At 66.3% G+C, this 17,260-nt stretch carries 14 protein-coding genes; 5 read left to right on the forward strand and 9 right to left on the reverse strand.

Annotated features, from left to right (window positions below; genetic code table 11):
* The first annotated feature begins 63 nt into the window (after nucleotides 1-63).
* Nucleotides 64-771: a cofactor assembly of complex C subunit B gene (locus KQ307_RS13125; protein WP_311133751.1), complete on the forward strand. Its 708-nt coding sequence runs from the start codon at nucleotides 64-66 to the stop codon at nucleotides 769-771.
* On the opposite strand, the gene lptC is transcribed toward KQ307_RS13125, so the two are convergent.
* Together lptC and metG are read right to left on the reverse strand one after the other, a co-directional pair.
* Complete coding sequence (lptC, locus tag KQ307_RS13130; protein ID WP_259703271.1) at nucleotides 668-1,816, reverse strand: LPS export ABC transporter periplasmic protein LptC; 1,149 nt, start codon at nucleotides 1,814-1,816, stop codon at nucleotides 668-670. The two genes, KQ307_RS13125 and lptC, sit on opposite strands and share 104 nt — an antisense overlap.
* The gene (metG, locus tag KQ307_RS13135) at nucleotides 1,813-3,387 is read right to left on the reverse strand and encodes a methionine--tRNA ligase (RefSeq protein WP_259703270.1); all 1,575 of its coding nucleotides are present in this window, start codon (nucleotides 3,385-3,387) and stop codon (nucleotides 1,813-1,815) included. The genes lptC and metG overlap by 4 nt, the downstream gene beginning before the upstream one ends.
* 111 nt (nucleotides 3,388-3,498) lie before the next feature.
* Here metG and KQ307_RS13140 point away from each other — a divergent pair, with 111 nt between their 5' ends.
* Nucleotides 3,499-5,286 (forward strand): FAD-dependent oxidoreductase, encoded by a 1,788-nt coding sequence (locus tag KQ307_RS13140; RefSeq protein ID WP_399241957.1) that lies wholly within the window; start codon nucleotides 3,499-3,501, stop codon nucleotides 5,284-5,286.
* A gap of 27 nt (nucleotides 5,287-5,313) precedes the next feature.
* Here KQ307_RS13140 and KQ307_RS13145 read toward each other — a convergent pair whose 3' ends face one another.
* The 3 genes from KQ307_RS13145 to rpmG form a co-directional block, all read right to left on the reverse strand.
* The gene (locus KQ307_RS13145; RefSeq protein ID WP_259703268.1) at nucleotides 5,314-7,356 is read right to left on the reverse strand and encodes an RNB domain-containing ribonuclease; all 2,043 of its coding nucleotides are present in this window, start codon (nucleotides 7,354-7,356) and stop codon (nucleotides 5,314-5,316) included.
* Between the two features lie 8 nt (nucleotides 7,357-7,364).
* The gene (gene rpsR, locus KQ307_RS13150; RefSeq protein ID WP_255089033.1) at nucleotides 7,365-7,586 is read right to left on the reverse strand and encodes a 30S ribosomal protein S18; all 222 of its coding nucleotides are present in this window, start codon (nucleotides 7,584-7,586) and stop codon (nucleotides 7,365-7,367) included.
* A 77-nt stretch (nucleotides 7,587-7,663) separates the two neighbouring features.
* On the reverse strand, nucleotides 7,664-7,858 hold the full coding sequence (rpmG, locus tag KQ307_RS13155; RefSeq protein ID WP_255089032.1) for a 50S ribosomal protein L33: 195 nt from the start codon (nucleotides 7,856-7,858) through the stop codon (nucleotides 7,664-7,666).
* Nucleotides 7,859-7,969: 111 nt separating this feature from the next.
* On the opposite strand from rpmG, the gene pheT reads away from it, so the two are divergent.
* Complete coding sequence (gene pheT, locus KQ307_RS13160) at nucleotides 7,970-10,441, forward strand: phenylalanine--tRNA ligase subunit beta (RefSeq protein WP_259703267.1); 2,472 nt, start codon at nucleotides 7,970-7,972, stop codon at nucleotides 10,439-10,441.
* Nucleotides 10,442-10,466: 25 nt separating this feature from the next.
* On the opposite strand, the gene rlmD is transcribed toward pheT, so the two are convergent.
* Nucleotides 10,467-11,837 carry a 23S rRNA (uracil(1939)-C(5))-methyltransferase RlmD gene (gene rlmD / locus KQ307_RS13165; protein ID WP_259703266.1) on the reverse strand — a complete coding sequence of 457 codons (1,371 nt, stop codon included), beginning with the start codon at nucleotides 11,835-11,837 and terminating at the stop codon, nucleotides 10,467-10,469.
* Between the two features lie 137 nt (nucleotides 11,838-11,974).
* Between rlmD and KQ307_RS13170 the strand changes: the two genes are divergently transcribed.
* Entirely contained in the window at nucleotides 11,975-12,469 is a 495-nt protein-coding gene (locus KQ307_RS13170) for an allophycocyanin subunit alpha-B (protein WP_259703265.1), read from the forward strand.
* Nucleotides 12,470-13,326: 857 nt separating this feature from the next.
* Here the strand turns inward: KQ307_RS13170 and KQ307_RS13175 are convergent.
* Both KQ307_RS13175 and KQ307_RS13180 read right to left on the reverse strand, forming a co-directional pair.
* The gene (locus tag KQ307_RS13175) at nucleotides 13,327-14,391 is read right to left on the reverse strand and encodes a J domain-containing protein (protein ID WP_259728222.1); all 1,065 of its coding nucleotides are present in this window, start codon (nucleotides 14,389-14,391) and stop codon (nucleotides 13,327-13,329) included.
* Nucleotides 14,392-14,408: 17 nt separating this feature from the next.
* On the reverse strand, nucleotides 14,409-16,013 hold the full coding sequence (locus KQ307_RS13180; RefSeq protein WP_259728311.1) for a DUF3370 domain-containing protein: 1,605 nt from the start codon (nucleotides 16,011-16,013) through the stop codon (nucleotides 14,409-14,411).
* A gap of 281 nt (nucleotides 16,014-16,294) precedes the next feature.
* Between KQ307_RS13180 and KQ307_RS13185 the strand changes: the two genes are divergently transcribed.
* A complete protein-coding gene (locus KQ307_RS13185) occupies nucleotides 16,295-16,489 on the forward strand; it encodes a sigma factor SigF (RefSeq protein ID WP_259728223.1) in 195 nt (64 codons plus the stop codon).
* Here the strand turns inward: KQ307_RS13185 and KQ307_RS13190 are convergent.
* Nucleotides 16,437-17,210 (reverse strand): sigma-70 family RNA polymerase sigma factor, encoded by a 774-nt coding sequence (locus KQ307_RS13190; RefSeq protein ID WP_259728224.1) that lies wholly within the window; start codon nucleotides 17,208-17,210, stop codon nucleotides 16,437-16,439. The genes KQ307_RS13185 and KQ307_RS13190 overlap by 53 nt on opposite strands.
* Nucleotides 17,211-17,260: the final 50 nt, after the last annotated feature.

Raw genomic sequence — 17,260 nt, forward strand, 5'->3', positions numbered from 1 at the left:
CACGGATGGCACCACTCCGGCACTGCTTGTGTCAGCGTTCCCACGAACCCCCTCCGGATTGCCGTGACCGGTCTGCCCGCTGCGGCCCGCCTCTGCCTGGGGGCAGGCCTGCTCGGTCTGGTGCTGTGCCTGATCAATCAGTGCAGCGCTCCGGAACTGAGCCCCCCCCTGGAACGCGCCGCCGTGCTGGCAAGCCTGATGGCCGTGGGCCTGATGCTGGTGGCCCTGCTCTGGACCCGTGCCACCCCGACCGCCCCTGATCGGGTGGAACTGGGGGGACCGCAGGGTTTGGAGCTGATCGCCGGCTTGCCGGCAGAGCTGGCCGCCGAGCTCAGCTGGGGCAGCCGCATGCTGTTGACCGCAACCCCGGCGGCCAGCCTGGTGCTGCACTGGCAGGGGCAATCGATCCTGCGGCGTGGGGTGCTCGGCGCCCAGCCCTTCGAGCCGGGAGCGATCTGCCAGCGCGCCCGGCAGGGCGGCAAGGCTGTGTCGCTGGTGACGTTGAAGCTCTATCCCGGTGCTGCTGAATTCAGCGGATTGCCGGCCGGAACCCCCGCCGTGCTGGTGCAGCCGATCAGCGGTGGCGGCTGGCTGGTGCTGGGGGGATGGTCGCCGCGGTGCTTCAGCCGCGCTGATGAAGCCTGGATCGAGGGGTGGGCCGAGAAGCTCAGAACACCACTGGAGGCCTGGAGCGTTCAGGCTGGTCCGGGGAACGATCCGAGGCCGGAGGAATCCGCAGCTGGGAATTCACCCTGCCGCCAGGCGTGCTGAAGGTGGCGAGGCCATCACCTCCCACCCTGCCGAGCGCCTCGGTGCTGCGGGTGATCTGCTGATTGGCATCCCTGGTCAGAACCACACCACCACGGGCCATGAGCCAACGGGTGTCCCAGTTGTAGACACACTCCCGGGCCAGCAGCTTCTCACCCGGCTGGCGCAGATCACAGCCGGTGGGGATCAGGGCCCACTGCTGATCCAGCTGAACTTCCAGGGACTCACCCCGCACCTGGAGCTTGCCGCTGCGACCGAAAAATGGCTGCAGGGTGCTGAGCCGCTGGGTGGAGCTGGTCCAGCGAACCCGCTGGGCATCGACAACGGTGTTCTGGGCGGGATCGGTGAAGCGCACCGGCGCGAGCGCGTCGAGAACTTCATCCCGGGTGTTGCCCTCGAGGGCGGAGGCGGTGAGGGTCTGAGCAGGCCCCTTGCCCAGGCGCCTTGTGCCCAGAACCGGACCGGCGGCCAGCAGGACACCTGTGTTGGCGAACCAGTCGGCCCGGGCGACCCTGAGGTCGAGTTTCTGGCTGATCAGCCGCGTGTCACCCCGGAGTTCCAGTTTGCTCTGGTCGATCAGAAACAGGGCTGTTCTGGCTGTCAGGCGCGACGAACGGTCCACGAGCATCGGTCGCTGGTCGATGGAGATCCGTTGCGCCTTCGGGGTCCAGCGCACCCGGTCGCCGGAGATCACCGAGGGCTTGGGCCCCAGCACCTGAATCCGCACCGCGCCCTCCAGGGTGATCAGCTCGCCGTCGTTCAGCACGGTTCCGCGCTTCGCCTCGATCCGGTAGCTGGGTTTGCCGCCGGCATAAATCACCCCGCGGGGCTGCTGCACCGTCGCCCGGCGGCCCTGCAGGTCGTAGCGGGCCAGGGGGCTGATCAGCTCCCAGCTGGGGCGACCCCTGGCATCCTGCTGGCGCAGATCGAGGCTGCGGAACACGAAGGGCTGGGGCGGGCTGGGTTTGGCGGCCGGGGTCCGGCTGCAGCTCAGCAGGGGAAGGCTGCCCAGCAAGCTGGTCAGCAGGATCAACAGCAGACGGCTCATGGTGACGGGATCGGCTCCAGCCGCGCCATCACCGGCTCCGGCTGCGGCAATTCCAGACCGCTCAGCAAGCCTCCCCAGCGGAGCTGATCCAGCCAGGTGGCTGCAGCGGCGGGATCCGCCATCACCCCGCTCTCCAGGGGCTGCTGCTGCAGTTGAAGCATCATCCGCGCGGAGAGGTCGGGCAGCAGAGGCGCCAGCAGCAGGGCCACCTGGCGGCTGGCTTCCAGCACGGCATAGAGATCGTCTGCCACCGACTGGCGTTCCTCCTCCTGTTTGATGCGGCTCCAGGGGGTCTGGGTGTTGAGGAAGCCATTGGCGGCGATCGCCAGCTGCAGAGCGGCTTCGGCCGCCTGACGGAAATCAAGGCGTGCCATCCCCTCCAGGACAAGCTGGCGGGCCTCGGCCGCCGCCAGCGCCAGTGGATGCCCCGGGGAGCGGCCCTCCACGGTGGGAGGAACACTCTCCTGGAACCAGCGGCGAGCCATCGAGGAGGTGCGGTTGAGCAGGTTGCCGATCGTGTTGGCGAGGTCATTGTTGACCAGATCGAGGAAGCGCTGCTGCTGAAAGTCGCCGTCCTCGCCGAAGGCGATGTCACGGAGCAGATACCAGCGCACCGCATCGGCACCGAACTGATCAAGCAAGACGGCGGGATCGAGCACATTTCCCAGCGACTTGCCCATTTTCTGGCCTTCCCGGGTGAGAAAGCCATGGCCGAACACCTGGCGCGGCGGCTCCAGGCCCGCCGAGAGCAGCATGGCCGGCCAGTAGACGGCGTGGAAGCGCAGGATGTCCTTGCCGATCACATGCACGCGGGCTGGCCAGCCGCGACTGACCGCCAGCTCCAGATCGGGCGGATCGCCCGGTTCGAGCAGGGCGGTGAGATAGCCGAGCAGGGCGTCGAACCACACATAGAAGGTGTGATCGGGATGGCCGGGCACCGGGATTCCCCAGGGAAGATTGAGCCGCGAGATCGAGAAGTCACGCAGGCCCTGGCCGACGAAGTTCTCCACCTCACGGCGACGACTGGCAGGGGAGATGAAGCCGGGCTGAGCGATCAGCGCCTCGATCGCTCCCTGATACCGCGACAACCGGAAAAACAGGTTCCGTTCATCGCGCCACTCCAGGGGTCGGCGGTGGATCGGACATTCCGGATCGTCAGCTTCGTGGGCGTCGTCCTTGAACTCTTCACAGGCCACGCAGTACCAACCCTGCTGACGGCCCTCGACCACATCCCCGGCGGCCTCGACCCGTCGGAAGAACTGCTCGACCAGACTGTGGTGCCGGGGATCAGTGGTGCGGATGAAGCGGTCGTTGCTGATCCGCCAGCGCTTCCAGAGATCCTGGTACTGAGCACTCACGGCATCGCAATGGGCCTGGGGGGTGAGGCCGGCGGCCTCGGCGGTCCGCTGAATCTTGAGGCCGTGCTCATCGCAGCCGGTGACCAGCACCACCCGCTCGCCGATCAGTCGCTGGTAACGGGCCAGGGCATCACAGGCCAGGGTGGTGTAGGCACTGCCGAGGTGCGGCTTGTCGTTGACGTAATAGAGCGGTGTGGTGAGCGTGTAGGTCATCGACGGTTATGAAGGGCCCGCTGCGCCGCCAGAGCGGGCCCTGCGCCGGGGCTGGATCTTACCCAGCGTCGCTCGCCGTTCAGAATCGGCCCGATCGAGCAGGTGGTACCCATCAACAGGATCGACGACGATGCCGCCGTTGTGGTGTGGGGCGGCGGCAGTGGCGGCGTGGCAGCCGCCCTGCAGGCGGCTCGCAGTGGCACGGACACCCTGCTGCTCACCCCGGGGCCCTGGCTGGGGGGAATGGTGAGCGCCGCCGGCGTCTGCTGCCCCGATGGCAATGAACTCACCCCCTGGCAGACGGGCATCTGGGGAGCCCTGCTGCGGGAACTGCAGCGGCAGGAGCCCGAAGGGCTGGATCAGAACTGGGTGAGCTGCTTCGGCTGGCGGCCCGCCAGCGCCGAAGCGATCCTGCGCCGCTGGGTGAGAGCTGAACCCCGCCTGCGCTGGTGGAGCGGCTGTGCCTTGAACGGGGTGGATCGCCAGGGCTCACGGCTCCTCGCCCTGGCCATCGAACGCGGCGGCCAGGCCCTGCGGATCCGGCTCCATGTGTTGATCGATGGCAGCGACCGGGGCGACCTGTTCCCCCTGGCGGCCGTGCCCTTCCGGCTGGGCTGGGAAGCCCGGGAGAGTTGGGAGGAGCCGAGTGCGCCCCCCCGGCAGCGGCTGGAGCGGGAACCGTTCTTCCTTCAGCAGCCGGTGCAGTCACCGACCTGGGTGGTGATGGGGCAGCTTGGCAACGGATCATGCCCTCCCGGCTCCCCCCCCACGGCCCCGTTCGAGCGGGCCAGTGAAGCCTTCGGCCTGGAGCGCACCCTCACCTACGGGCGCCTGCCGGGCGGCCTGGTGATGCTGAACTGGCCCCTGCACGGCAACGACTGGCACGGCAATCTCGATGCCGCCTTCAGCGGCGACCCCGCTGCCGAGAACGATCTGTTTGCCCGGATGCAGGCCCACAGCCTCGCCTTCGCCGCAGCTCTTCAGCAAGCCTCAGCCGGCTGGCTGGAGGCCACCGGGGTGTTCCCGGAGCAGGGCCATGGGGATCTGCAGGGCCGATCACCCCTGGCCCTGATGCCCTATTGGCGCGAAGGACGGCGAATGGTGGGCCACACCGTTGTCAGGGAGCAGGATCTGCTGCCCGGCGCTGCCGGGGAACGGATCGCACCCCTGCCCCTGGGGATCGATGGGACGGTGCAATCCATCGCTGTGGGGAACTACGCCAATGATCACCACTATCCCGGCGACGACTGGCCGCTTGCCCCGAAAAGCTGTCGCTGGGGCGGACGCTGGAGCGGCACTCCCTTCTGCATTCCCTACGGCGCTCTGGTCAGTGGAGATGTCGACAACCTGCTGGCAGCCGACAAGGGCTTCAGCAGCAGCCACATGGCCAACGGCGCCACCAGGCTTCAGCCCTTGATCCTGAACATCGGCCAGGCGGCCGGTGCGGCGGCGGCGCTGGCGGTGCAGGGGGGCCTGGCCCTGGCCGACCTGCCGGTGCGGCGGATCCAGGAGGAGCTGATTCATGATCGCCAGGCTCCGGCCGGCCCCGTGCCGATCTGGGATACCGCCTGGCACCATCCCGAGTGGCGGTTGCGCCAGTTGGCGGCCCTGGATGGCCCGGCCAGGCTGGAAACCACGGGTTGCTGGAGCGAGGCGAGGCCGCCGAGTCCAGCGGAGGCCCCGGCTGAGCCCCATCAACAGGAGTTCAGAGGCACCCTCAAGGTGGATGGCAGTTGCAGCTATCGCTTGCAAACGGAGGGCCAGGACTGGCCGCTGATCACCCTGGAGCCCGGTCTGCATCGCTGGCTGCAGCAGCAGGATGATGGCTGTCAGCTGGCGTTGGTGGCCGTCGCCAACCCCTGGGGACCATGGCTGCGGGCCAGCAGGCTGCTGCCCTGATCGGCTCGGCGGCAGCTGGAGCCTCCTTCACCTGCCACGGCTCGAGGCCAGGCTTGCCTCCAGCCGCAGCAGATCGGCCAGGGAATCAACTGCCGAAACACGGACCACGAGCGGATCACCGGGGCTGCTGGTCTCAGGGCACAGCACCGCCTGATCCAGGGCCAGGGACTCCAGATGCACCAGTCCCAGCCGGTCCTGGGGGCGAAGCCAGCGAAGGAAGAGGCCGTCCCAGCATTCTGCGCGCTGTTGCTCGAACCACACCTGCTGCCAGTGGCGCTGATCTTCACGGCTGATCTGGATGCCCTCGCGCACGACCGGATCGAGGCCCTCCAGCAGTTCGGCCAGGCCCTGCTCGTCGAGGGGGGTGCCCCCCTCGTCCGCCAGGGCGGCCAGCTGGCGTTGCACGAGAAGATCGCCGTAGCGCCGGATCGGCGATGTGGCCTGCACATAGGCGCCCAGCCCGAGGCTGAAATGGGGAGCTGGGCGCACGCCGCTGCTGCCGCGGCTGAGGCAGCGACGCAGGGCCGCATGGCGCACCGGGCCGGCAGGCAGGGCGTTCAGCTCGGAGGCCGGAGGCAGCTCGGAGGCGGGCTGGCTGCGATAGGGCAGGGCCAGACCATGCCGTACCCCGTAGTCGGCCACCACGGCGCCATTGAGGATCATCGCTTCAGCGACCAGGGCGCGGGCAGCCGAGAGCTCCGTGACCTCAAGCTCGGCCCGCTCGTCGCGGCAACGGATCCGCCCTTCCGGTTGCTCCATCGACAGGGCCCCCTGCCGCTCCCGCCAGCCACGCCGGAGCAGCAGCAGACCATGCAACTCGGCCAGATCGGCTTCCTGCGGTGGAGCCAGCTCGATCAACTCGTCACCATCGGCGTAGGTGAGCCGGTAGGTGGGCCGAACCCAGCTCCGCTGGATCGAAGCGGAGTGCACGGCCCCATCCGAATCAAGTTCAATCGCCGTGCTCCAGGCGGCGCAGCGCTGGCCCTGGCGCAGGCTGAACGGTCCGGCCGCCAGGCTGAGCGGAAACATCGGCACCACCCTGGCGGCCAGGTAAAGGCTGGAGGCCCGTTGCCTGGCTTCCAGATCCAGAGGGGAATCGGCAGCGATCAGGCGGCCTGGATCGGCGATGTGCACCCAGAGCCGGCGGCGACCGTCACCAACCGTCTCTAGGGACAGGGCGTCATCGATCTCGGCGGTGTCGGCGTCATCGAGGCTGTAGGTGCGCAGCGCAGTGAGATCAAGCCGATCCCGATCGCCTGGCCGCTCCTGGGCAGCAGCAGCCACCAGGCGTTCGGCCTCGGCCAGCAGGGCAGGCTCGAAGCCCCGTTCCCAGACGGTCTGGCGCAGGGAGGGCAAGCCATGGCGTTCCCACTGGCCCAGATCCACCAGCAGGTGGCGAATCGGCCCGGCCTGAGCCTCGCAATGGGCCTGCTGCAGGGCACGGCGCAACTCCAGCGGTAAAGGGGTGTCACTGACGCCGGAAGCGAAGCCCAGCAGCTGCTCCAGCTGCAGCCGCTGAGCCGGGGCCAGACCGGCCGGATCAATCGGTTGACGTTGGCGCAACAGCTCCGACCAGGCCTGCTGGCGCTGCTCGGCCAGACGGCCCAGGCGCCGTTCATGGCGCAACTGGCGCAGATCCCGCAGGGAGCGGGGTTGCACCAGGCCATGGCGCCAGCGGAAGAACGGCTGGCCGGGATCCTGCAGGGCCAGCCAGCAGGCGGCCCGGGCCGTCGGGGTGTCGGTGGTGGCGATCAGCGCCACAAAATCTTCGAGTTCACAGCTGGTTTCCCCGAGCAGCAACCAGGCGGCGCCGAAATCCCTCGCCGAAGGCCGCTGAGCGGGCAACTCCGCTTCCACCAGCCGCCAGGGGGGTTGGCCCAGACGGGTGGCTGGTGCTTCCGCTCCCCGGTGATGGGCAAGCAGATCGAGCTGACGCTGGGGAAGGTGCTGGGCGCGTCCTTCCCAACCGACCAGAAGGGCCGCCCTGGAACCATTCAGGCTCTCAACGAGGCCAAGCTCAGGCCCCTTGGGGCCGATCAGACCGACCAGGTCGCCCGGTTGGAGGGACAAGGCCGGGCTCAGCCTTCCGGATTCACGAACGGCAGCAGGGCCAGGATGCGCGCCCGCTTCACCGAATTGGTGAGATCACGTTGTTGCTTCGCAGTGAGACCCGTGAGCCGACGCGGCAGGATCTTGCCACGCTCGGTGATGAATTTCTTGAGCAGATCGACGTCCTTGTAGTCGATCGGGTCGCCTGGTTTGATCGGCGAAAGGCGCTTCTTGAAAAAGGAACTGGACATGGATTGGGAGAACGGCAGCTGGAAGAAGGGAATGGCAACGCGGCAGCCTGCCCGTCAGCGGACAGCCAGGCTGGAACTCACTTGATCTCCTTGTGGATCGTGCTCTTGTTGCAATGCGGGCAGAACTTCTTCAACTCAAGCCGCTCTGTGGTGTTGCGACGGTTCTTCTGGGAGGTGTAACGGGACACCCCGGGAGAACGCTTGGCGGGATTGGACCGGCATTCCGTGCACTCGAGGGTGATCACGAGCCGGACGCCCTTGTTCTTGGCCATGAAAGGACGTGCTCCGCTGATGCGAGGCGAACTGACAACGAATGATCCTAACGCTCCGGCCTCCCACCCCACCCTCCTTAGGATCGCCAGGCTGACGGGTCTTGAGAAACGATGCGGGTCTCGCTCCAATGGCTCAGGGAGCTCGTGGCCTGCGACACGCCGGTGGCCGATCTCGCCGAGCGTCTTTCGATCGCCGGCTTCGAAGTGGAGGGGATCGAGGATCTGGCCGCCCGGGCCGCCGGCGTGGTGGTGGGCCTGGTCACAGACCGCCAGCCGCACCCGAACGCCGACAAGCTCAGTGTCTGCCAGGTCGAGGTCGGGGCTGAAGCCCCGCTGCAGATCGTCTGTGGTGCCGCCAATGTGCGATCCGGGATTCATGTGCCGGTGGCCCTGGTGGGCAGCCACCTACCGGCCGTCGATCTCACGATCAAGCCCGCCGAGCTGCGCGGAGTGGCCAGCAGCGGCATGATCTGCTCCCTCCAGGAGCTTGGCCTCAGTGGCAGTTCTGCCGGCATTGCGGTGCTCGATGAGCTGCTGCAGGAGGTGCCACCGCCCGGGACACCTGTGGCTGGGGCCCTCGGCCTCGATGATCAGATCCTGGAGCTGGCGATCACCGCCAACCGACCTGATGGTCTCTCGATGCTGGGCATCGCCAGGGAAGTGGCCGCCCTCACCGGCGCTCCCCTGAAGCTCGGCGAGCTGCCGGAGGCGATCGGAGCGCAACCACTCGATCCTCCCCCGGCTGATCGGGAGGCGATCGAGGCTGGCGGCCTGTTCAGCCTCACCGCCCTCCGTTCTGTGAGGGTGGAGCCTTCACCGCCCTGGCTGCAGCGACGCCTGGAGCGTGCCGGTCTGCGGCCGATCAACAACGTGGTCGATGTCACCAACCTGGTGATGCTGGAAACCGGTCAACCGCTGCATGCGTTTGACGCAGACCGGCTGGCTGGTCTGGAGCCGACCGCTGCGGGCGGGAGCGAGGCCTCACCACAGCGCATCGGCCTGCGCGGCGCCACTGAGGCAGAACCGTTCACCGGGCTCGACGGCGTCAGCCATCAGCTCAGCCCTGAAGCCCTGCTGGTGACCTACGCCGGCCAGGCCGTTGCCCTGGCCGGGGTGATCGGGGGCGCAAACAGCTGCGTCCAGGAAGACACCAGGACGATCTGGCTGGAGGCGGCTGTCTTCGCCCCCCAGGCCGTGCGACGCAGCGCCCGCAGCGTCGGGCTTCGGACCGACGCCAGCCTGCGTTTCGAGAAGGGATTGCCGCGCCAGGTCACGCTGGCGGCGGCGGATCGGGCCGTCAGCCTGCTTCAGGAACTCACCGGGGCACAACTGATCGGGCGTTGGCTGCATCAGAGTCCAGCGGAGTCGCAGCCGCCCCTGCTGCTGCGCCGCGACGCGCTGCACCAACTGCTCGGGCCGGTGCTGGTGGATGGCCAGGAAGGCGACCTCGATGACCAACGTATCCAGCAGACCCTCTCAGCCCTGGGCTGCCAGCTGGAACCCGAAGCGAATGGCTGGCTGGTAACGGTGCCCCCCTCGCGGGCCATGGACCTGCGCCGGGAGGTGGATCTGATTGAAGAGGTGGCTCGCCTGGTCGGCTACGACCAGTTCGCCTGCCACCTTCCCGATCCGATCCGCCCCGGTGGCCTGGAGCCATCCCAGCGGGCGGAGCGTCGCCTGCGTCAGACCCTCTGCACCGCCGGCCTGCAGGAACTGTGCACCCTGTCTCTTGTTTCCGGTGATTCGGCACTGGCCACGGCGCCCCGGGCCCCGCTCGCCAATCCCCTGCTGGCCGATTACAGCCACCTGCGCGACAGCCTGATCGAAGAGTTGCTCCAGGCGGCCCGCCGCAATCTCCAGGCCTCCCAGCCTGGATTCTGGGGCTTCGAGATCGGCACTGTCTTCGAGCTGATCCCAGGATCCGCCGTGCCGCAGGAGCGCCCTGAGCTGGCCGGGCTGATCTGCGGAGAGCGCCGCGCCGAGCTCTGGAGCAGTGGCGGCAAGCCACGGCATCCCGACTACTTCGAAGCCCGCGGCGTGCTTCAGCTGGCTCTGGCCAGCCTGGCCATTCCCTGTGAGGACCGACCCCTCAGCAGCCATCCGCTGCTCCATCCGGGCCGGGCAGCGGAGCTGGTGCTGGAGGGACGGGTGATCGGCTGGTTCGGCCAGCTCCATCCCGCCCAGGCTGAGCGCCTCGATCTGCCTGAGGCCACCTACCTGTTTCAGGCGCCGCTTGAGGCGCTGCTCACAGCCGCCACCCGCCGCAACCGCTGGCAGCCGAGCTTCTCGGTTTTCGCCACAGTGCCTGCCTCGGAGCGGGATCTGGCCCTGGTGGTGCCCCATGACGTCACGGCGGCGGCCTTGCTGGCCACGATCCGCAAGGCAGGCAGACCGCTGCTGGAGTCGGCCGAGCTGGTGGATCGTTACGGGGGAGACCAGATAGCCGCCGGAGCTGTCAGCCAGTCCTTTCGGCTGCGCTACAGGGATCCGCGCCGAACCCTCACCGACGCCGATGTGGAGCAATGCCATGCCGCGATCCGCGCCGCCCTCGACCGCCAGTTCGGTGCCCAGCTGAGAAGCTGAAGGCAGCTGGTCTGGGCGGCTCAGCTCAGCTCCGCTCCAGGACGGCCAGAGCCTCAACATGGCTGGTCTGGGGAAAGAAATCGAACGGTTGCACGCTGAGCAGCCGCAGGGATCCTTCAGCGCAGAGCCTGGCGAGATCCCTGGCCAGGCTGGCCGGGTTGCAGCTCAGATAGGCCAGCCGCTGGGGAGGAGCTGCTCGAATCGCCTCGCAGACGCTCGCAGGCAGCCCCTTGCGCGGTGGGTCAAGCAGCAGGGCATCGGCATGGCGCAGGGCCTCAGGCAGGGCGACGGCCACATCGGCCGTTTCCAGCTCCACGCCGGCCAGGCCATTGAGGCTGGCGTTGATGCGAGCCTGGGCGATGCTGCCAGCGTGCTGCTCAAGGCCTAGCACCTGGGCTCCAGCTGCCGCCAGAGGCAGGCTGAAGGTGCCGATGCCACAGAAGGCGTCAACAATTCTGGCCGCCTGAGACGGTTGCAGAGCAGCATCGAGCAGGGGCAGAAGCTGTTCGGCCTGGGGGGTGTTGACCTGAAAGAAAGTGTCGGGCCCGATCTGGTACTGAAGCCCACCGAACCGTTCGATCAACCAGGGTCTGCCGGCTATGCAGCTGGTGGATGGTCCCATCAGGGTGTTGGTCGCCCGGGGCTGAAGATTCAGGCAAACCCCCACCAGCTCCGGCCAGCGATCCATCCAGATCTCGGCCTGCGCCTGCAGGTCGGGCAGGTCGTCGTGGCTGCTGATCAAGGTGAGCAGCACCTCGCCGGTGTGATGTCCCAGCCGCAGGGCAAGGTGACGCAGCCCGCCCCCCTCGCGCAGATTGACATCCACAGGCCAGTCGCTGACCTCGAGGTCGTGCTTGAGGGGAGTGATCAGGCGATCGATGCGGGGATCAAGCACCGGGCAGCGGTTCATGTTCACGATCCTGTGGGTGCCGCTGCGGTAGAACCCCGCCCGCAGCAGACCTTCCGATGTGCGCTCCAGTGGGATCACAGCGCGGTTCCGGTAGCCCAGTGGCGAGTGGGCGGCCAGGATCGGCTCCACCGGCAGCTGCAACCCGCCGATCCGGCGAAGGGTTTCCTGGAGCAGATCCTGTTTCCAGAGGGCCTGGGCAGGGTCGTCCAGATGCTGGACGCTGCAGCCGCCGCAGTTGCCAGCCAGGATGCAGGGGGGCTTGCGGCGATCCGGGGAGCTGCTGCGCCGCTCGATCAGTTCGGCGATCAGGTGCCGCTGGCCATGGTGCCGGACCCTGGCGCGAACCTGCTCGCCAGGCAGGACGCCTGCGACGAAGACCACCAGCTCCTGAGGCTCAGGGCCAGGCCCACCCACACGAGCCACCCCGTGGCCCTCATGGTTGAGACCGGTGACCAGGAGCTCCAGCTCGGAGCCGATCGCTGGCATGGATGACCCCATTGGGAACGCTCGGCAGTCCGGAAGGGCGTTCCTGACCCTAGATGCAAAGGGCCGTTACACATGGCGGGCCAGCAGCGGCCAAAGGGCATTGCCTCGATAGGATCAAGCCGTGCATGGTGGACGGAATGAGCGTTGTCCGGGATCTGATCCTGCAAGCCGATGATCAACTCCGCTACCCCAGTGGCGGTGAACTGCGCGTGATGGCGCAGTTTCTCTCGGGTGGCAGCCAGCGCATCAGGATTGCCCGTGCCCTCAGCGAGAACGAACGCAAGATCGTCGACGAATCGGCTCGGCAGCTGTTTTCCCTCAAGCCGGAGTACGTCGCCCAGGGCGGCAATGCCTATGGCCAGCGCCAACGGGCCCAGTGTCTGCGTGATTTCAGCTGGTATCTCAGGCTGGTCACCTACGGCGTGATGGCCGGCAGCACCGAAAAAATCCAGGAGATCGGCCTGGTCGGCGCCCGCGAGATGTACAACAGCCTCGGAGTGCCGATGGCCGGCATGGTTCAGAGCATGCGCTGCCTGAAGGAGGCGAGCCTGGTTCTGCTTGGCTCCAGCGATGCCGCTGTGGCATCACCCTATTTCGATTTTCTGATCCAGGGGATGCAGACCACCGCCTGATCGATTCAGGCGAACCCGGCTGAAGGCTCCAAACAGCGTCTTGGCTATCGCACAAGCGACAGACTGCTGGACCAAAACCGATTCTCAGCCTGGACAGCTGCAACTGTGATCTGACGGAAGACCTGAAGCAAGTTCTTGCATCAGGTCTGATGCCAGGACGGCGCACGGCTTTTCGCCTGGCCATGCCAGTCGAGCCGGTAGATGTTGTCTCGCTTGGCTGATCAGAGACCCTTAATTGGACTCATCGAAAGACTATAACGAGATTCATGGGCCTTGGAGAACCCTGAGTCAGTCTCACTCGAACCTGAATGGGTCTCGCAAGAGTCTCGAAGGGAACTTGCAAGTGTCTTGAGTGGGTCTCGCTGCGAGTCTCGGAATAGGTATCAGTTGAGCCAGTCGAGTTGAAGCAATCAGGCAGCTGGCGATTAGCAGCGCAGTTGATCCCCGCCCTGCTGCATGTGAACGATCTCTCCGCTGGAATCGTTGTTTTTTGATGATTTCACCAACACAACATGAGCTTCCCCCTTGAGGCGCGCCGTTTGAAATCGACTGGATGGTTCGGGGAAAAATCGCTCAAGTCTCGACTACGGGGACGAAACGCTCTGCCCCCGGCTCGACCCAACCGGATCCTGGTTTGCGTACCTGCTTATGTAGCAGGTACGCAAAGCTACCTAGGATTGCTATGACTGAATTCTGGGCGGTGTCCAAGCCACTGGACAGGCTGATGGCAGAGGGCTGGACAAATTCTCAGGCCAGGTTTGCTCTACGGATCCAGGCGTATCGGGCTGGAGAACCTGCTTATCTCAGCAAACACAGTCTTGACGCACTTCTGGACCCAATCAAGGTCTCGGCTGGGATCATTGAGCCACTTGAGAAGGTTTTCGATACAGCTCCTTGAGCAGCTGGTAGGCCTCATTCAGCCGCCGCATTGCATCGGCACTGCCACCGGCATCGGGGTGATGGCTGAGGGCCTGCTCGCGGTAGGCCTCCCGAATCTGGTCCAGGGTGAACCGTTGGCCGTGATCGGTTGGGAGCTGCAACTGACGCAGGGCCCCATGCAGGGTCATCGTGTGTTCCAGCGTCTGGAAGGAGGTGCCCCGGTGCTGACGGCGGAACCGGTGCACGAAACGACGGATCAGGGTCGGCAGCCGCAGGGTGAGGGTTCCTGTGCTGAACGGATCCTCCAGCAGACCAGCCACGACGATGACCCGGGCAAAGCTCGGCGGTCCGAGCGGCCAGCTCGGCACGACACCAAGAATCCATCGCTCCGCCAGCGACCAGGTGAACGGACGGCCGTCGGATTGGTCCGACTGGGGCCAGATCTCCTGACCCAACCAGACCATGGCGGCCTCCAGAACCGCCGCATTCGCTTCGGTGCCATAGAGCGAGAGCCAATGGTCGCCTGCAGCCGCCAGAGCCTCCTCCAGATTGACCGGAGCCAGCTGGGGCAGGGGTTCCCGCTCCTGCTCGGCGGGTGATCGGGCCGGATGGAGGCTCTGGCGCAGCCAATCCGATCTCTGACGCACGAAACCGGGAAGATCGATGCCGACGCTGCGCCGTCGTTGATCAGAGCTCGGCTTCGAATCGATCGAGGCTGACCGGCTCGTTGGATGGGGCAGGAGCGGGCCATCCTCAGCCAGGTCGGGGAAACCGTCATCGAACACCAGCTCAGCCTGGTGGGTGTTGGCAGCCAGCAGCAGGGCGCCACGTTCATCCAGTTCCAGGGGCTCGTGGAGGCTGGCTGCTCCCTGTTCAGCCAGTTCCTCCTCGCTTTTGAACAACTGATCAAGCAGGCGCTCCAGAACCGGACCACGGCTGCGATATCCCCACTCCCGGCGGTAGCGGTCGATCTCCTCCACCCAGGCGACCGGCAGATCGATGCTCAACCGCTTGCGGTTCTGGTTCTCCGGCTCATTCACCACGGCACACCGACGGAGGGCTAGCGCCCCATCAACCTGTTGAGAAAGCGTTGCTGAGCTTCGGCGGCCTCTTCGTAGCGATTCTGCACCTGGGTGATCTCAGCACTGGTGCTGCCCGGCGCGGTGCGGTTAAGCAGGGGAAGGGGAATCGGCGGCAATGGCTGGATCCAGGCCGGCATCAGCGGGGGGCGAACAGCCGGGCGCTTGGGGGGCTGGATGTCACCGCCTGTGGGCCTGAGAATGGGAGAAGCTCCTGCGGCCCGCGGTTTCGCTGCCGGGGGTTTCGAAGCCGGGGGTTGCGTGCGCGGGGCAGTCTGCCTGGTGCCATCTGGGGAGCTGGCAACGGAAGGAGGTGCGACCGGAGGCGGCTTCGGCCTGGCAGCTGCAGCGGCCGCCGCCGCCCGAGCCTGGGCCACCAGCCGTTCGCGTTCTCTCAACTGGGCGAGCTGTCCGGCAGGGACAACGCTGAGCAGGTGGCCGGGTGTGGCATCCGCCGGATACACCAGGCTGATCTTCACAGGGTTGTAGACGCCGGGATTGAGCGACAGAGAGGTCAGGGAAAGGCTCTCGCCCGACTGCATTCCGACGTGCACCTCCCGGTAACCCTCCAGGGTCTGAATGCCAATTGAGCCGCGGAATGAGGTGAACTGCCTGCCGTTGGCGGTCGGATGGCTGAGCACCAGGTCGTAGGGCCCGCTGCCTTTGAGATTGAGGGTCACATCGAAGCGGACGCCGTAGGTGCCGACATTGTCGAGGGAGGAATCCAGCATCCGGCTGGCCAGCGCATTGACCTGAACCTCCCGGGTGCCGAAGGTGGTGCGGTTGGTGCTGGTGAAGGGCACATGCAGCGGGCCCTGGCTGAGATCGTGACTCAGGCTGGCTTCATAGGCATCACCAAGGGCAACACCCCCAACCCTGGAGAAGACGCGGCCACTCTTGATGTCCGGCAGCATGCGGAGATAGATGCGGCCAGGAGCCAGGACACCGCGGTCGAGAACCGCGATCAGATCGGCATCGGTCTGGGGATCTTCGGCGGCGACCACGGCCATCTGGAAGGGGCCGTCACTGCGACCCCGCAGCAGACCATTGGCAATGCCGCGGGCGGGCAGACGGGTATGGAACAGAACAGCCCGGCTCCGAGCTGGAATCACGAAGAATTCGGGCAGTTTCGGGTCCCGCTGGTTGCGGAGCATGATCACGGCCGTGGCATCGCCGGGCCCCGTGTTCCAAGGCCGTGGACCAAGCGGCTTCACGCCCATCAGGTGATTGGCCAGGTAGGGAGCTTCGAAGCTGTTGCGCACAGCTCCACGATCCAGCTGCAGGGTGACCGGCCGATTGCCTGGGTTGGTGACGATCGTGGCGATCGTGAGCTTGCCGCGCACATAGCGACCGCCAAGGCGGCTGGCGTCTTCAGGGAAATACTTGTGGTGGGCGTGAAGGCCGAACTCACCGTTGAATGTGAACGTGGCATTCTCCAGGCGCTGGCCGGTTTCCTGGGAGTAGGCCGAGCCCGGTGCCGTGTCGATCAGAATTCCGGGCCCGAACACTTCCTCCGGCTGGTTCGAATGCAGCACAGGCACCGTGTTGAACACACCGTTCAGGGGACGGGCCGACTGCCCGGCCATCAGGGCCACATAGGCCTGGGCCGGTGCTGTGACCAGGACGACGCAGCCGATCAGGCCGAGGGCGGCTGGGAACGAGAAACCATGCCTGGCACGGCATCTTGTGAGTTGACTCAAGCGAACTGACAAGAGAGAAGACTGCAAACGTTCTTCGGAACCAACGGGCGCGCCCTGACGATTGATGCTGGTCTCAAGACAGACAACTGTAACGCAGGTGTTGAGAGCATCCCTCTCCACCGGGTAGACGCAGTGGCTAGAACCATCTGGCTGTGCGCCATCGTCCCATGTTCCCGTCCTTCGGTTGCTGTCCCGGCGACAACAGCGATCCACAAAGCCGGCGTCGCAGCTACCAGGAACGCAAGCTGCGCATGCTCACGTTCTGGCGAGATGGCGCCGAGCGCCAGCTTGCCGCTGTCACAGCAGCGATCAACACGCTGGAACAGCAGATGAACCGCGACGCGACTTCAGGCCAGAACTGACGACCCGCTCACCACAATCCAGTTGGTCGCGAAGCTGAGTCAGGGCGCGGTTCAGCTGGCGGTGCACCGTCATCGGGCTCACGTTCAGGGCCTTGGCCACGCGCCGAAGGCTGTGGCCCTCAAGCACAACCTGCCTAACCACCGCCTGAGGACCCGGAGCCAGCTGCGCCAGCACGGCCATGGCTGCTCCTGCCTCCTCGGCAGCAGAAGGGACCAACTCCGGTGCGGCAGGCTCCTGGCTCTGAAGCTCAAGGGACAGGGGCCGGGCCAATCCCCGCAAGCGTTGGAAACGCTCCCATTGCTCGATGCCGAGCCCGAGAGCGTCCCGGATCTCCTCAGGGCTGGCCGGGGGTTGTCCGAGGCTTTGGCGGCTGCGGATCACCTGGCGCAGCTTGTCTTCGAGCTCCTGTTGCCGCCGCGGCACCCGGATCGGAGCCGCCTGATCACGGAGATAGTGAAGGATCGCTCCACGGATGTGATGGCGGGCAAAGGCCGAAAACGGTGTACCCAGGCTGGGAACAAAGAGTTCGGCAGCCCGGATCAGACCCAGCAGTCCCACCTGGATCAGATCGTCCGGGCACTCCGGGCTGAGGGCGCTGTAGTGCAGGGCAATCGGCCTGACCAGTTCGTGATAGCTGGCCACCCGCTGGTTGCGGCGGTTGACCTGGTCACGACTGAGCGAGGCGCGCTGGACTGGAGCGGCGGTGGAGCGGATCGGCATGGATGAAAAGAAGAGAGCTCAAGAAAGGCGTTCGGAGCGCGGCAAGCGCT

Origin of the sequence: Synechococcus sp. CS-1326, assembly GCF_025128115.1 — a bacterium.
GTDB lineage: Bacteria > Cyanobacteriota > Cyanobacteriia > PCC-6307 > Cyanobiaceae > Regnicoccus.

Excerpts from the sequence above, each read along its gene's own strand:
- lptC (WP_259703271.1), bottom strand. The coding sequence starts at position 1,816 with ATGAGCCGTCTGCTGTTGATCCTGCTGACCAGCTTGCTGGGCAGCCTT.
- metG (WP_259703270.1), bottom strand. The coding sequence starts at position 3,387 with ATGACCTACACGCTCACCACACCGCTCTATTACGTCAACGACAAGCCG.
- rpsR (WP_255089033.1), bottom strand. The coding sequence starts at position 7,586 with ATGTCCAGTTCCTTTTTCAAGAAGCGCCTTTCGCCGATCAAACCAGGC.
- rpmG (WP_255089032.1), bottom strand. The coding sequence starts at position 7,858 with ATGGCCAAGAACAAGGGCGTCCGGCTCGTGATCACCCTCGAGTGCACG.
- pheT (WP_259703267.1), top strand. The coding sequence starts at position 7,970 with ATGCGGGTCTCGCTCCAATGGCTCAGGGAGCTCGTGGCCTGCGACACG.
- rlmD (WP_259703266.1), bottom strand. The coding sequence starts at position 11,837 with ATGCCAGCGATCGGCTCCGAGCTGGAGCTCCTGGTCACCGGTCTCAAC.
- KQ307_RS13170 (WP_259703265.1), top strand. The coding sequence starts at position 11,975 with ATGAGCGTTGTCCGGGATCTGATCCTGCAAGCCGATGATCAACTCCGC.
- KQ307_RS13180 (WP_259728311.1), bottom strand. The coding sequence starts at position 16,013 with ATGGCCGGGCAGTCGGCCCGTCCCCTGAACGGTGTGTTCAACACGGTG.
- KQ307_RS13185 (WP_259728223.1), top strand. The coding sequence starts at position 16,295 with ATGTTCCCGTCCTTCGGTTGCTGTCCCGGCGACAACAGCGATCCACAA.
- KQ307_RS13190 (WP_259728224.1), bottom strand. The coding sequence starts at position 17,210 with ATGCCGATCCGCTCCACCGCCGCTCCAGTCCAGCGCGCCTCGCTCAGT.